General features: G+C 61.5%; 9 protein-coding genes and 1 pseudogene. 5 read left to right on the top strand and 5 right to left on the bottom strand.

Annotation, left to right across the window (positions count from 1 at the left end):
* Positions 1–14 precede the first annotated feature (14 nt).
* Positions 15–1,688 (bottom strand): ABC transporter substrate-binding protein, encoded by a 1,674-nt coding sequence (locus tag OKW43_RS29370; RefSeq protein ID WP_429451267.1) that lies wholly within the window; start codon positions 1,686–1,688, stop codon positions 15–17.
* A 371-nt stretch (positions 1,689–2,059) separates the two neighbouring features.
* Between OKW43_RS29370 and OKW43_RS29365 the strand changes: the two genes are divergently transcribed.
* Positions 2,060–2,206 carry a hypothetical protein gene (locus tag OKW43_RS29365; RefSeq protein WP_187638114.1) on the top strand — a complete coding sequence of 49 codons (147 nt, stop codon included), beginning with the start codon at positions 2,060–2,062 and terminating at the stop codon, positions 2,204–2,206.
* Positions 2,207–2,739: 533 nt separating this feature from the next.
* Here OKW43_RS29365 and OKW43_RS29360 read toward each other — a convergent pair.
* From OKW43_RS29360 to OKW43_RS29350, 3 genes are all read right to left on the bottom strand, one after another.
* Positions 2,740–2,877: a hypothetical protein gene (locus tag OKW43_RS29360; RefSeq protein ID WP_187638105.1), complete on the bottom strand. Its 138-nt coding sequence runs from the start codon at positions 2,875–2,877 to the stop codon at positions 2,740–2,742.
* Positions 2,878–2,919: 42 nt separating this feature from the next.
* On the bottom strand, positions 2,920–3,060 hold the full coding sequence (locus OKW43_RS29355; protein ID WP_187638106.1) for a hypothetical protein: 141 nt from the start codon (positions 3,058–3,060) through the stop codon (positions 2,920–2,922).
* Positions 3,061–3,249: 189 nt separating this feature from the next.
* The gene (locus tag OKW43_RS29350) at positions 3,250–5,922 is read right to left on the bottom strand and encodes a hypothetical protein (RefSeq protein ID WP_429451264.1); all 2,673 of its coding nucleotides are present in this window, start codon (positions 5,920–5,922) and stop codon (positions 3,250–3,252) included.
* Here OKW43_RS29350 and OKW43_RS29345 point away from each other — a divergent pair.
* Positions 5,875–9,465, top strand: coding sequence for an Ig-like domain-containing protein (locus tag OKW43_RS29345; protein ID WP_429451262.1), 3,591 nt, complete (start codon positions 5,875–5,877; stop codon positions 9,463–9,465). The genes OKW43_RS29350 and OKW43_RS29345 overlap by 48 nt on opposite strands.
* A 116-nt stretch (positions 9,466–9,581) precedes the next feature.
* Positions 9,582–10,622 (top strand): OmpA family protein, encoded by a 1,041-nt coding sequence (locus tag OKW43_RS29340; protein ID WP_429451260.1) that lies wholly within the window; start codon positions 9,582–9,584, stop codon positions 10,620–10,622.
* 253 nt (positions 10,623–10,875) lie between these two features.
* Here the strand turns inward: OKW43_RS29340 and OKW43_RS29335 are convergent.
* Positions 10,876–11,107 (bottom strand): annotated as a pseudogene (locus tag OKW43_RS29335) (transposase); the annotation flags it as partial.
* A gap of 142 nt (positions 11,108–11,249) precedes the next feature.
* Here OKW43_RS29335 and OKW43_RS29330 point away from each other — a divergent pair.
* The gene (locus OKW43_RS29330) at positions 11,250–11,465 is read left to right on the top strand and encodes a hypothetical protein (protein ID WP_187639462.1); all 216 of its coding nucleotides are present in this window, start codon (positions 11,250–11,252) and stop codon (positions 11,463–11,465) included.
* Positions 11,466–11,648: 183 nt separating this feature from the next.
* Positions 11,649–14,789: a Mur ligase family protein gene (locus OKW43_RS29325; RefSeq protein ID WP_429451257.1), complete on the top strand. Its 3,141-nt coding sequence runs from the start codon at positions 11,649–11,651 to the stop codon at positions 14,787–14,789.
* The last annotated feature ends 102 nt before the right edge of the window (positions 14,790–14,891 follow it).

Genomic DNA, 14,891 nt, shown 5'->3' with positions numbered 1-14,891 from the left:
GGACGGCGCGCTGCTTACGCGCTCAGCGTCGCGCGATCGAAATACAGTTGCGCGAGCGCGGTGAAGCGCACGCCGTTTACGCCCTTGCGCATCGCGATCAGTTGATCGTAGAAGAACGGGATGATGAACGGCGTTTCGTCGAGCAGCAGCGTCTGAATCTGTCCGGAGATTTTCTTCTGCGTGGCGAGATCGATCGCCGCGACGAACTGCGCGACCAGTTGATCGTACTGCGGATTCTTGAAGTGCGCGGCGTTCCATGTGCCGTTGCTCGTCAGCGTCGCGTTGAGGAACACGTTCGGCACGCCGCGATGGCCGTAGTCGGTAATGCCGAGCGGCGAGTCGAGCCAGTCGGATTTGCCCGGCGTGCCCGCGCCGTAGTACAGCGATTGAGTCTCGACCTTCAGGTTGATGCGCACGCCGATCGCCTTCGCGGCGTTCTGCACGACGACTGCGAGGTCGGGGATCTCCATGTATTTTTCGGTGGTCAGCGTGACGTCGAAACCGTTCGGCACGCCGGCCTGCGCAAGCAGCTGCTTCGCCTTCGCGACGTCGATCCGGCGTTGCGGCACGCCCGCATCCGACGATGGAAACACCGGCGCGAACGGGCTGTCGTTGCCGAGTTGCGCTCGGCCCTTGAAGAGGCCGCGCACGATCACGTCGCGATCGAGCGACAACGCGAGCGCCTGACGCACGCGCTTGTCCTTGAAGAGCGGACTGTCATTGCGCATATGAATCTGCCGATGCGCGCTCGACTTGACGCCGACCGCCTTGTAGTCCGGATTGTTCAGGATGGCCGCGCCGCCCTGCACGGTGAATGTGCCCATCACGTCGGCCTGGTGGCCTTGCAACGCGAGCAGTTGCGCCTGTTCGTCGGCATAGAACGAAAACTGTACGCGTTGCGGTAACGCTTTCTCGCCCCAGTAGTCGGGATTGCGCACGAACGATGCGCCGGCCTTTGGCTGGTACTTTTCGAATTTGAACGGGCCGGTGCCGATGAAACTCTTTTCGTAGTTGCCCGCGAAGTTGGCGGGGAGGATCACCGCGTTGTAATTGTCCGAGGAAACGTAGTACGGGAAATTGCCGGTCGGCGCGTCGAGATGAAACTCCACCGTATGTTCGTCGACGACCTTCGCGCCGCCTTTCGACAGTACGCCCTTTAACACCGACAGCGCGGCGGAGCCGCTCGCGGGATCGGCAAGACGGTCGAAGGTGGCGACGACGTCTTTCGCGCCGAAGCTCTGGCCGTCGTGGAATTTCACGTTGGGGCGCAACTTGAAGGTCCACACGTCGCCCTTGTCGTTCGGCTTCCACGACAGCGCGAGCGCGGGCTTCAGCATCAGCTTCTCGCCGTCGTCGTCGATCAGGAACTCGCCGGTCTGGTTCAGCAGCGCGAGACTCGCGGCGTCGGTGACCGTCAGCGGATCGACGGCGCCCGCCGGCGTCAGATGCGCGACACGGATCGTCTGGTTCGACGTGGCGGGCGCACCTTGCGCCCTCGCACGCGGCGCACCGAGCAAGCTGCCGCCCGCGAGCGAAAGACCGATCACGCTTGCGTATCGCAGCAGTTCGCGGCGCGTGATGCGGCCGGCGAGCAACTCGTCGAGGGCGTGGTTGCCGTAGGCGTCGGCGGTGAGGCGGGCTACGTCCAATGCGTCAGGTGCGAGAAATCGGTCCACTGGCGTTTTCATCGATGGCGTGTCCAGTCCGTTCTGTTGCTGGTTCCGAGGCGTCGCGTGAGCCGCGCGACGGCGCGAGGGGCAGCGCGCTTTCCGATGAGCGGCGCGAGGTGGCGGGCCCCCGATCGCGAAAGCGCAACGCTGCGCAGAGCGGTCTCAGTGTAAGCGATTGCTCGCGGCTCTGGCGCACCGGCGGCGCGCCGCGCTAGCCGATCGGCCGAGAAATGGCGCGCGGTGTGTCGTCGTCACAACGGTTACCCGACGCGTGCCCGCGGGAGGTGGCCGCCATTGCGGACGGATTGGCGGAACTGCGCCGGGCGAGGTGCGTCTTCGAACTCATCAAGGCAGGAATCTTGAAACCTGCGGTGTAGATCAGTCTCTCCATGGACCAGGCCGTGCGCGAGAAAGCTGATGTCTTCGACGGTCTCATCTGGCATTCGACAATAGGGCGGCCTGCTATAAGCCCGATCTGCATCGAGGTGCTGCGCGAACGGGATGGCAGCTTCGAACCGCTGCTGATTCCCAAATAGGACCGACGCTTCACGGGCTTCGACGACAAGATCAATGAACGTCCGAAGAAGACACTGAACTACGAAACGCCAGCCGAACGGTTCGAGCGAACTATTGCATCGACCGGTTGAATTCGCCCTCGCTGACAGGACCTCGCACAGCGCCGACCGCGGAAAGTATCGGCAATGCGGATCAAGCCGGGCGTACTTCTCAGGAGGTCCTAGGCGAGATTTCGGGGGGGAAGTCAAGTTTCCCCGCGACTGACTCTTCTACTCCCGGGATAGTTCACCGGGATCTCAGCGCCGGAGTTTTCCCGGACATTCCTTAACAGCCACCTCGGGTGATTGCCCTGCCTGATTTCCCCAGCCAAACATCGTTTTCGTTCCAGTCCTAATGGAAAACGGATCGGTCCAGTTTTGTTTTCCGGCGCACTTATCAAAAATGAACGTAGATGAATCCGGCGGCAACCGGGTCACGATTTCCCATCCATTTGCTGGCCAGTTGGGCCAGCGCGCCCACTCTGAAATAAAGGAATATTACTGTGAGTACGAGTTCAGTGAAGCTGGCCGTCATTGACGGCGGCACGATCAAGCAGACGGTCGAATTGCGCGATTCCGCGCAAGGCGCACCCATTCATATCCACGCCATCAAGGGTGGCAAGTTCATTCTGGCCCACAACGATACTGGCCATGCTCCTCAAAACATTACCGTACGCCGTTCCGGCAAGAAACTTCTAATCAGCCTGGAAGGGACGGAACTCGACCAACCGCAACTGATCATCGAAGACTTTTACGGCAATGAAGGCGAACTGATCGGCTTGGGCGAAGACGGGGCGTATCACGAATATATCGCTGCAGACGGCGAGAATGACCATGAGGCCGGTTTCCTTGTGGACGGCACCGACTCGCCTCTGGTGCTGGGCGCGCAGCAACTGAACGGGTTTAGCCCAAATGTCGTAGCCGCGCCTGGTATGGGCGTTGCCGGTCTCGGCTTTTTGGGTCTGGGTGCGCTTGCAGCGCTGGGTGCAGGGATTGCTGCCGCCAGCGGCGGTAAGAGTGGCGGCTCAGGGGGCGTAAATCCAGTTGAGGATGCGCAGACGCCCCCGGGTGAGCAAGAAGATGCGGATGCGGATGCGGATGCGGATGCGGATGCGGACGCCGATGCGGATGCGGACGCGGACGCGGACGCGGATGCTGATGCTGATGCGGATGCCGATGCCGATGCCGATGCGGACGCCGATGCGGATGCGGATGCCGATGCCGATGCCGATGCGGACGCCGATGCGGACGCCGATGCCGATGCCGATGCTGACGCGGATGCTGATGCTGATGCGGATGCCGATGCCGATGCCGATGCCGATGCCGATGCGGACGCCGATGCTGATGCGGATGCGGATGCGGATGCTGACGCGGATGCCGATGCCGATGCCGATGCCGATGCGGACGCCGACGCCGACGCCGATGCGGATGCGGACGCTGATGCGGACGCGGACGCCGATGCGGATGCCGATGCGGACGCCGATGCGGATGCCGACGCTGATGCGGATGCGGATGCTGACGCGGATGCCGATGCCGATGCCGATGCCGATGCCGATGCGGACGCGGACGCCGATGCGGATGCCGATGCGGACGCCGATGCGGATGCTGACGCTGATGCGGATGCTGATGCTGATGCTGACGCTGATGCTGATGCTGATGCTGATGCTGATGCTGATGCTGACGCTGATGCGGATGCGGATGCGGATGCGGATGCTGACGCTGATGCTGATGCTGACGCTGACGCGGATGCGGATGCTGACGCTGATGCTGATGCTGACGCTGACGCGGATGCGGATGCGGATGCGGATGCTGATGCGGACGCCGACGCCGACGCCGACGCCGATGCCGATGCCGATGCCGATGCGGACGCTGATGCGGACGCGGACGCCGATGCGGATGCCGATGCGGACGCCGATGCTGACGCGGACGCTGATGCCGATGCCGATGCCGATGCCGATGCCGACGCGGATGCTGACGCGGATGCGGATGCTGATGCGGATGCGGATGCCGATGCGGATGCCGATGCGGACGCTGACGCTGACGCGGATGCGGACGCCGATGCCGATGCTGATGCCGATGCGGACGCCGATGCGGATGCGGATGCGGATGCGGATGCGGATGCGGACGCTGATGCGGATGCCGATGCTGACGCTGATGCGGATGCGGATGCGGATGCGGATGCGGATGCGGATGCGGATGCGGATGCGGATGCGGATGCGGATGCGGATGCGGATGCGGATGCGGATGCGGACGCCGACGCCGACGCCGACGCCGACGCTGATGCGGACGCGGACGCCGATGCTGACGCTGATGCGGATGCGGATGCGGATGCTGACGCGGACGCCGATGCGGATGCGGACGCCGATGCTGACGCTGACGCTGACGCGGATGCGGACGCCGATGCCGATGCTGATGCCGATGCGGACGCTGATGCGGACGCGGACGCCGATGCGGACGCCGATGCGGATGCCGACGCTGATGCTGACGCTGACGCTGACGCTGACGCTGATGCTGATGCGGACGCCGACGCCGACGCCGACGCCGACGCCGACGCCGATGCCGATGCCGATGCCGATGCTGACGCGGATGCGGATGCGGATGCGGATGCGGATGCGGATGCGGATGCGGATGCGGATGCGGATGCGGATGCGGATGCGGATGCCGATGCGGACGCCGATGCGGATGCCGATGCGGACGCTGATGCGGACGCGGACGCCGATGCGGATGCCGATGCTGACGCCGATGCTGATGCGGATGCGGATGCCGATGCGGACGCCGATGCTGATGCGGATGCGGATGCGGATGCGGATGCGGATGCCGATGCCGACGCGGATGCGGATGCTGACGCTGATGCCGATGCCGATGCCGATGCCGATGCCGATGCCGATGCTGACGCTGATGCGGATGCGGATGCTGACGCGGATGCGGATGCGGATGCGGATGCGGATGCGGATGCCGACGCGGATGCGGATGCCGATGCGGACGCGGATGCGGATGCGGACGCTGATGCGGATGCGGATGCCGATGCGGATGCGGATGCGGACGCCGATGCTGATGCTGACGCCGATGCGGATGCCGACGCTGATGCCGACGCTGATGCCGACGCTGACGCTGATGCTGACGCTGACGCTGACGCCGATGCCGATGCGGATGCGGATGCGGATGCGGATGCCGACGCTGATGCCGACGCTGACGCTGACGCTGACGCTGACGCTGACGCCGATGCCGATGCCGATGCCGATGCCGATGCCGATGCGGATGCGGATGCGGATGCGGACGCTGATGCGGACGCTGATGCTGATGCCGACGTACCGGAAGTACCGGAACCGTGGACGGACCTGAAGGCGCCTGAGGTGCCGGAGATGGCAGACGGTGTAATCGACGCGGCGGAGGCCAGCAACGGCACGTGGGTGCTTATCCCGGTCTATGCGGGCATGGCCGTGGGCGACACGATCACGTTGGACTGGAACGGCAAGACTTACGAGCACGAGGTGTCGTTGATCGACGGTTTCCAGGGGGTTATTAAGGTGCTTATCCCGGCGAATGACTTGGTCAACCTGGAGACGGAGTTCGACATTTCCTATACGGTGAGCGACGCGGAGGGTCACGTCTCGCTGCCGAGCCCGACTACCCATGTGAGGCTCGGTACGATGCCCGATGTGCCGGACACGCCGTCGCTGGGCGAAGTCATTGACCACGTGGGTCCGATCCAGGGTCCGGTGGGCAATGGGGAGAGCACGGACGACACGATGCCGACGCTGGTGGGCAAGGGTGAGCCGGGCGACACGATCATCGTGATCGACAACGGCACGCCGATTGGCGAGACGAAGGTCGACGAGGAGGGCAACTGGAGCTTCACGCCTGAAACGCCGCTGGACGAAGGCCAGCATGAGTTCACGCTGGTGGAACGCGATCCGGCGGGCAACGAAAGCAAGCCGTCGGACCCGTGGACCGTGATCGTGGACACGACCCCGCCGGACACGCCGTCGCTGGGCGAAGTCATTGACCACGTGGGTCCGATCCAGGGTCCGGTGGGCAATGGGGAGAGCACGGACGACACGCAGCCGACGCTGGTGGGCAAGGGTGAGCCGGGCGACACGATCATCGTGATCGACAACGGCACGCCGATTGGCGAGACGAAGGTCGACGAGGAGGGCAACTGGAGCTTCACGCCTGAAACGCCGCTGGACGAAGGCGGGCATGAGTTCACGCTGGTGGAACGCGATCCGGCGGGCAACGAAAGCAAGCCGTCGGACCCGTGGACCGTGATCGTGGACACGACCCCGCCGGACACGCCGTCGATTGGCGAAGTCATTGACCACGTGGGTCCGATCCAGGGTCCGGTGGGCAATGGGGAGAGCACGGACGACACGCAGCCGACGCTGGTGGGCAAGGGTGAGCCGGGCGACACGATCATCGTGATCGACAACGGCACGCCGATTGGCGAGACGAAGGTCGACGAGGAGGGCAACTGGAGCTTCACGCCTGAAACGCCGCTGGACGAAGGCCAGCATGAGTTCACGCTGGTGGAACGCGATCCGGCGGGCAACGAAAGCAAGCCGTCGGACCCGTGGACCGTGATCGTGGACACGACCCCGCCGGACACGCCGTCGCTGGGCGAAGTCATTGACCACGTGGGTCCGATCCAGGGTCCGGTGGGCAATGGGGAGAGCACGGACGACACGCAGCCGACGCTGGTGGGCAAGGGTGAGCCGGGCGACACGATCATCGTGATCGACAACGGCACGCCGATTGGCGAGACGAAGGTCGACGAGGAGGGCAACTGGAGCTTCACGCCTGAAACGCCGCTGGACGAAGGCGGGCATGAGTTCACGCTGGTGGAACGCGATCCGGCGGGCAACGAAAGCAAGCCGTCGGACCCGTGGACCGTGATCGTGGACACGACCCCGCCGGACACGCCGTCGATCGGCGAAGTCATTGACCACGTGGGTCCGATTCAGGGTCCGGTGGGCAATGGGGAGAGCACGGACGACACGATGCCGACGCTGGTGGGCAAGGGCGATCCGGGCGACACGATCATCGTGATCGACAACGGCACGCCGATTGGCGAGACGAAGGTCGACGAGGAGGGCAACTGGAGCTTCACGCCTGAAACGCCGCTGGACGAAGGCGGGCATGAGTTCATGCTGGTGGAACGCGATCCGGCGGGCAACGAAAGCAAGCCGTCGGACCCGTGGACCGTGATCGTGGACACGACCCCGCCGGACACGCCGTCGCTGGGCGAAGTCATTGACCACGTGGGTCCGATCCAGGGTCCGGTGGGCAATGGGGAGAGCACGGACGACACGCAGCCGACGCTGGTGGGCAAGGGTGAGCCGGGCGACACGATCATCGTGATCGACAACGGCAAGCCGATTGGCGAGACGAAGGTCGACGAGGACGGCAACTGGAGCTTCACGCCGGAAACGCCGCTGGACGAAGGCCAGCATGAGTTCACGCTGGTGGAACGCGATCCGGCGGGCAACGAAAGCAAGCCGTCAGACCCGTGGACCGTGATCGTGGACACGACTCCGCCGGACACGCCGTCGATTGGCGAAGTCATTGATCACGTGGGTCCGATCCAGGGTCCGGTGGGCAATGGGGAGAACACGGACGACCCGATGCCGACGTTGGTGGGCAAGGGCGATCCGGGCGACACGATCATCGTGATCGACAACGGCAAGCCGATTGGCGAGACGGAGGTCGACGAGGAGGGCAACTGGAGCTTCACGCCGGAGACGCCGCTGGGCGAAGGCCAGCATGAGTTCACGGTGGTGGAACGCGATCCGGCGGGCAACGAAAGCAAGCCGTCGGACCCGTGGACCGTGATCGTGCACACGACCGTGCCGGACGCGCCGGTGATCATCGAAGTGATTGACGATCAAGGCACGGAGAAGGGTCCGATCGGTCAGGGCAAGCCGACGGATGATGCGCAGCCGGAAATCCGTGGCACGGCGGAGCCGGGCAGCACAGTGACGATTTTCGATGGTGGCCAGGTGCTGGGGCAGACGAAGGCTGATGACAATGGCAACTGGAGTTTCACGCCGGAGACGCCGCTGGACGAAGGGAACCATAACCTGACGGCTGTGGCGACGAACGAGGTGGGCACCAGTGAACCGAGCGGGCAATTCGGGTTCTCGTTGTTGCTGCCCGGACACTATGAGTTGGATTTCAGTAATTCAACCATCGTTGGTCTAAGCAGGAACTTCCACAATGCCGGTGATCGTCATACAGTAAAGACAGTGAGTGGTCTTTTGCGTATAGGCACGCAGATCACCAATGCGGTGCAGGATGCGACATCGGTGCTCTATTATTCCATCGGAGACTCGAATAATCGTCCGACTGCGTTTTCGGTTGATTTCGATCAGATCGATCCGCAGTTCCACTATACCGTGAGGGTAATTGTCCATGACACGAACGGAGCCTATGGGAATTCAGAGCTATTAACTATCTTTAATTTGAATGATCAAGGTGCAAATCATATTGAAATGACCTTGCCAGAAGGCTACACCTTGGTAAGGCTGGAAATTGCGTTCGACAACGCGTCTCCTGGTTTCGATATAACGGGTACTTCTTACTACACTGCTGAATATCAGCCCGTAACCGGCGAGTCTGATGTCTTGGTGGACGAGGTCGCGGTTTCCGAGATTCAGGACATCGAGGATTCGTCTGATGCCGATGCTGATGTCCCTGCTGACAGTGGCGTCGACGATCAGAAGCTGAACGATTCAGAGTCGGCACTCGATAGTGACGAACAGTCAGTAGGCGTGACTTCGACTGAAGGCCCAGATACGGTGCTTGATCTTCAGGGCATTGAGTATTCCACCAGTGTGTATGGTGATATTCATACTGAAAGTGGTGTGGACGTGTTGACGCTGACGGGTTCAGGCTTGGTGCTGGATCTGACGAACGTTGAAGAGAAGCTGTCGTCGATCGAAGTGTTCGACATTACCGGCACGGGCAACAACACGCTCAAGCTTTCGCTGGGCGATGTACTCGACCTGGGAGCCACTGACCTGTTCGTTGCCGACGGCCATACGCAGTTGATGGTCAAGGGCGATGCGGGCGACAAGGTTGAACTTTCCGATCTGCTACCGGACGGAGAGGACCCCGGCGACTGGGCGCAGGAGTCTGGCACTACGACCGTGGGTGGCGTCGAGTATGACGTCTTCTACCACTCGGGTCTGAACGCCGAACTGCTGGTACAGCATGGTGTCGAGACGACGTTGAACAACCACTGACCTTTGGACGGTCCGCGACGCATGACCTGCGTCGCGGACCCAGGAATTGACCATTCATTTGACAAGGTCCCCTGAACCGCATCGGGCGGTTCGGGGAGCCATTTTGGTGAACTAACATGACTTTCAATAAAAGCTTGAAGCATGCGCTCGCAGGCGCATTGCTCGTGACGGCCGGCATCTTGCCCGCCGCCGCACAGCAATCTTTCTCCAACCAGCAGTCGCTGGCTACCCGGGCAGGCGCACCCGGTGCCGGACCGATGACCGGCGCCGGCACACAGCCTGGCACGGTATTCGGCCAGAGCTACGCGCCTGTTGGCCAGGTCAGCTCGCAGCAGGCACAGATCGTCTACTACCGTGACGCATCCGCGGGTGCGGGCCGTTCGGCTGCCGCTGACGTCTATGTTGATGGCGACCTGCAGACCGCATTGCTTCCTAACGGCTACAGCATCTTTTGCGTGAAGCTGGGCGAACACACGCTAGGTGCGTACATCCACGATGCACCGCTCTATAAAGGCAGGACCACCAGTGGATCTCGCGCTGAACTGAAGGGCGGCATGACCTACTTCGTAAAGGTCGCGCCGCCTGGCGGCAATGGCGCACCCGTGGTGATGCCGCGCAACGAAGCCGAAACCCAGTTGCAGGGCATGCGCACGCAAATGCACGTGCTTTCCCGTGCATCGGCAGTTCAGGCGTGTGACTATCCGTCGGTCCCCGTGGTCCAGCCTGCCGCGGCGGCACAACCTGCCGCGGCGGCACAACCTGCCGCAGTAAAAAACTACACGCTCAAGGGCGACACGCTGTTCGCCTTCGGCAAGTCAGGCAGCCGGGACATGACCGGTAAAGGCAGGGCGGAGATTTCGCGCCTTGCCGAGCAGATTCTCGCGGAGAACGCATCGCTGGAAGCCGTTACGGTGATCGGTCACGCGGACCTGATCGGCTCGGACGCAGCGGCGCAGAAACTTGGCGAGCAGCGTGCGATGACGGTTCGCAGGATGCTGATTGAGCAGGGTGTTCCGACGCTGAAGATCACAGCGGAAAGCGCGGGCAATTCCGATCCTGTGGTTACGGAGTGCGGCGGCACGATGCAGCAGAAAATTGCCTGCAACGAGCCCAACCGCCGCGTGGTGGTGCGTGTGAACCTCGCTCATCCGGCTTGATGGCGCGGCGGGCGCAGGCTCCTGCGGCGCGCGACGTTTCTGAATCGGAGGGTCGCGTTCCCACGAAGAAGCAGTTGCGAAATGAATGAAAAGCGGCTTGAGGCGCTTTCGGCCAATCGTGTAAGCGAGGGACAGGAAGGCCTCGTGAATATCAGCGTAGCGTTCGTAGCGACTGTCCAGGCGTGGGAACGAGTGAAGCCATGCCCTCGATGGGCGGATTTTCGTGGATGCGTGCCCAGACGGCGGCTTGCTATGCGGCGAGCCGTCGCCTAGCAGGCGGCGCCCGAACCGTATCCCGTCTCTCGCGGTAGCAGATTCCACGCAACGCCTGTGCGGAGCACGAACACAATGCCCGCCAGTACGGCCCGGTCGGATGTCGGCTTGCGCCCCGCATGCTGTCGATTGCGCGGTGCTTGTGCAGGCGACAGTGGTTCGAGGAGTGACCGCTGTTTGTCGTCTATGAGTTCCTTGTCGCTTCCTGTCATGTTCTACCTGACAGGAAGCTAACACTATCAACTCAGAAGAGCTAACAGTCCGAAAGCTTAATTTCGCAACATCTTCTTATCGTTAATCCGCTTTTCGCCACAGACGAACGAAACGACAAGCGCTTCAACTACGGAGTTGTGAATGTCCAAACAACCAGCAATTCCTGCAATAAACGTATTGCTCGCTTATGCGGCGTTGCAGGACAGTGATCAGGAGTTCTTTAACAGGATGCTCAATGAGTTCACATTTGCATCCTGGTCGCACAAACGAGAGTTCATCGAGCAGTGGCGACGAGAACTCGCGTGCGCCGACGCAACGCTGATTGTGCCGATACACGACTGCCCCCCCGGAAGGTGAAATTCAGGGAGCCCAGGTTTTGATTACAGGCTCGAACCTCTGCAAAAGCATCGTTCGCCAAATGTATATACTGGATTAGTCAATCGTCTCCGGTCAGATTGCATTGTCCGCTGCCAGACGAAACATTGTCGCCAGGTATCTGGCCGAAGACGTATTGTCCTCCCCTTACCCGAGGGTAAAACCATGTCGCCCACCGCGTTCACTCCCGCAGATTTTCCTGCCCTGTTTGCACGACTGCGCTCTGTCGTTGAACCGCAGGTCGACCCCTTGGCAGCGCCTTGGCCGACCATCGTCCTGTTCTTTTCATGGAGCGACGGGCAGCGGCGAGCCGACGTCGTGAGCGCAACGGCACCGACTTTTGCCCAGGCGTGGGACGTCGGCATGGAGCGGGTGGCGGAGGCTGCCGGCACAACTGGAGGGGACGTCCGGTGGCTTCGCGTGGACTGGGTTGAAAGCGTTGAGGTCATGACTTGGGAGACACTTCGGGACCGCCTCGAACAGACCAAACGCAACTACTTCCGTTGTGGCCTGTCGCTGGACAGCAGTTTCAGGCATGCCTTTCTCGAGACCGAACTGAATGCCAATGCCATGCTGTATGGTGGCGCGGCACAGGCGCATGCCGTCGTGAACACGAAGAACTTTGAACGGTATGCCGCCATCCGGCATCAGCTTGCCAATGTGGATTTCGCAGACGCGCGGGAGGTTTATGTGTTCTCGGCCCGCGGGGCGTTCACGAGTCTGCAATCTCAGGAAGTGCATCTTTTGCACGGAACTGGCCTCAATGCAGGCCGCCGTATCATTGAACACCTTGAACCGGGGGACGTCGCCGCGCTCGTCGCATCCGGCAGTCGCTATCTGGCCGGGCAGGTACAGCAAGGCGGACGCTTTAACTATGGTTGGCATCCCTGCTTCGATCGCGCCATCGGCACCTACAACAATCTGCGCCATGCAAGTTCAGTCTATGCAATGCTCGAAGCCTGGGAAGTGACCGGAGATAATGACCTCAAGATAGCAATCGACGCAGCGCTGCATTATCTCGTCAACGAACTCATCATGCCGGTGGAGTTGCCGTCCGGCGCCTGGGCGGCGTTTCTGGTTGACGCACAGGCTGAAATCAAACTGGGTGGAAACGGCGTGTGCCTGCTGGCGCTGGTCAAATATAGCCAACTGACCGGCTCCGGTGAATATCTGACTCTGCTTGAGCAGCTCGCGACAGGCATCCTCTTCATGCAGGATGCGGACACGGGCGAGTTCAGCCATGTGCTGAACTACCCGGATCTGTCGATGAAACAGGCATTCCGGATCATCTATTACGACGGCGAAGCGGCCTTCGGCCTGATGCGCCTTTATGGCCTGACTGGCGATGCGAGGTGGCTCGAAGCAGTAGAAAAGGCGTTCGGTCATTTCATCGAGGCGAAACACTGGAAGGCGCATGACCACTGGCTTAGCTATTGCGTGAACGAATTGACCCGTCACAAGCCACTGGAAGCGTATTACAAGTTCGGGATCCAGAACTTCGCCGGGTACCTCGATTTCGTGATCGGGAGGATGACGACATTTCCGACCCTGCTTGAATTGATGACGGCTGCCGAGCAGATGATCAGTCGCCTGCAGCAGCAGCCTGAAATGGAGCACCTGCTCGCCGGGGTTGATCTGGATAAATTCTTCCATGCACTGCATGCGCGGGCACAGCGCCTTCTGAATGGCCATTTCTGGCCGGAACTCGCCATGTACTTTGCCAATCCGGGCAGAATCACCGGCGGCTTCTTCATTCGTCACCACGCCTTCCGGATCCGCATTGATGACGTCGAGCACTATCTGTCCGGTTTTGTTGCCTATCTGAACTACCTGAACGCGCAGCAGGCTTCAGTATCCTCTACGCCGGGGCGGGAGTGGAGCGCCTCGGTGATCCAGTCGGTCACGCGAGGGACGTGGCTTACACCCCCGCCATCAGGGTGGACGGCGAGCGGCCTTTGTATTTACGTGCCTACCATGCAGGCCGGAAACATCGTGGTCGCTCGAGTCCGTGAGGGCGACCGGGGGATTCCTTTGCCTGTTATTCGACAGATGCGCACGCGCCCGGTGGGTGTCATTACGAGCGATCCTGATGTGCAGGCTCAACTTAACGATTTTCCCGTCCTGCATGTCGCGGATACGGGGGAGGCAATTCTTGCGATGGGTGCCTACGCACGCCAGCAGATGAGCGGCGCCGTCCTGGCAGTGACGGGGAGCGCCGGCAAGACCACGCTTGTGGCCATGCTATCTGATGCCCTTAATGCTTACGGGCAGACGGCGGCGAGTGCGTTCAACGCAAACCTCCCCCACGGTTTGAGCTGGAATCTTGCGTCAATCAACTGGGATACTCCTCATGTTGTCCTGGAGGTTGCCGTGGGCAACATGAGGAAGAGCGCGCTCATCGCCCGTCCGGACATCAGCATTTTCACCAACATCCAGCCCGCGCACCTCGGCAAAAGCAGCACAATCACCGATATTGCCCGGACCAAGAGCATGATCTTCCGTGGCATGTCTGCGGGAAGTACCGTGATACTCAATCGGGACATGCTGGAATGGGACACCGTCTACCAGGCGGCCATGGAACGGGATCTGAAAATCGTTACTTATGGCACGACTGCTGAGAGTGATTTTCAGCTCGTGGACCATGATGCGGCGCGGCAGTCGGCTACAGTCCGTATCAAAGGGCGCAATATCACCTACCCGATCGGGGCTGCCGGTCTGCACATGGCGCTGAACAGCGTGGCCGTCCTCGCTGCGGTCCTGGCGCTCAACTATTCGCTTGAGCCCGCGATCGAACGGATCGCACGCTTTGCCGCCCTGTCCGGCCGGGGCGAGGAGCTTGAGTTGACGCTTGACGGCCGGCATCTGACCGTCGTAGATCATGCCTACAATGCCAATCCCGGTTCGATGCAGGCGGCCTTGGAGCATTTACGGGACATGAAGCCTGCCCGCAGACGGGTCGCTGTGCTCGGCGAGATGGCGGAACTCGGTCCCGAGGCGCCAATGCTTCATGCTGACCTTGCTGCGGTGGTCGAGCGCTGTGCGATCGATCGTGTCTATGTCATGGGCGATCTCTATATCGATTTCTGGGAGCGGTTGCCGGCTGCGTGCCGTGGACGTCACACGAATTCTCTGGATGAACTGAAATCGGCACTTCACGAAGAACTCGTCGACGAGGATCTGGTGCTGCTAAAGGGCTCGAACAGTACGGGCATACACCACATCGTGGCGTGGATGAAGGCGTGTGCGCAAAAGCAGGCCGTATTGACTGCCTCCAAGCCTACGGGCAATACACCCAGTCAGGCGTGACTGAATGACCCCACGACGGGCAGCGCCGTTCCATGAGGGGACCCGCGCCGGGTCGGTCGTGCGCGCGCATGACGATCGTTGATCATCTCTGTTTTTCCTGGG

Source organism: Paraburkholderia sp. WC7.3g (assembly GCF_050436345.1).
In the GTDB taxonomy this organism is placed as follows: domain Bacteria; phylum Pseudomonadota; class Gammaproteobacteria; order Burkholderiales; family Burkholderiaceae; genus Paraburkholderia; species Paraburkholderia podalyriae.
Note: the sequence above shows the minus strand (reverse complement) of the source record. Positions and strands in the feature narration are given on the sequence as shown.

Coding starts and splice junctions, on each gene's coding strand:
- OKW43_RS29345 (WP_429451262.1), top strand. CDS start 5,875: ATGCCCGATGTGCCGGACACGCCGTCGCTGGGCGAAGTCATTGACCAC.
- OKW43_RS29365 (WP_187638114.1), top strand. CDS start 2,060: ATGGACCAGGCCGTGCGCGAGAAAGCTGATGTCTTCGACGGTCTCATC.
- OKW43_RS29330 (WP_187639462.1), top strand. CDS start 11,250: ATGTCCAAACAACCAGCAATTCCTGCAATAAACGTATTGCTCGCTTAT.
- OKW43_RS29355 (WP_187638106.1), bottom strand. CDS start 3,060: ATGGTCATTCTCGCCGTCTGCAGCGATATATTCGTGATACGCCCCGTC.
- OKW43_RS29370 (WP_429451267.1), bottom strand. CDS start 1,688: ATGAAAACGCCAGTGGACCGATTTCTCGCACCTGACGCATTGGACGTA.
- OKW43_RS29325 (WP_429451257.1), top strand. CDS start 11,649: ATGTCGCCCACCGCGTTCACTCCCGCAGATTTTCCTGCCCTGTTTGCA.
- OKW43_RS29340 (WP_429451260.1), top strand. CDS start 9,582: ATGACTTTCAATAAAAGCTTGAAGCATGCGCTCGCAGGCGCATTGCTC.
- OKW43_RS29360 (WP_187638105.1), bottom strand. CDS start 2,877: ATGGCCAGTATCGTTGTGGGCCAGAATGAACTTGCCACCCTTGATGGC.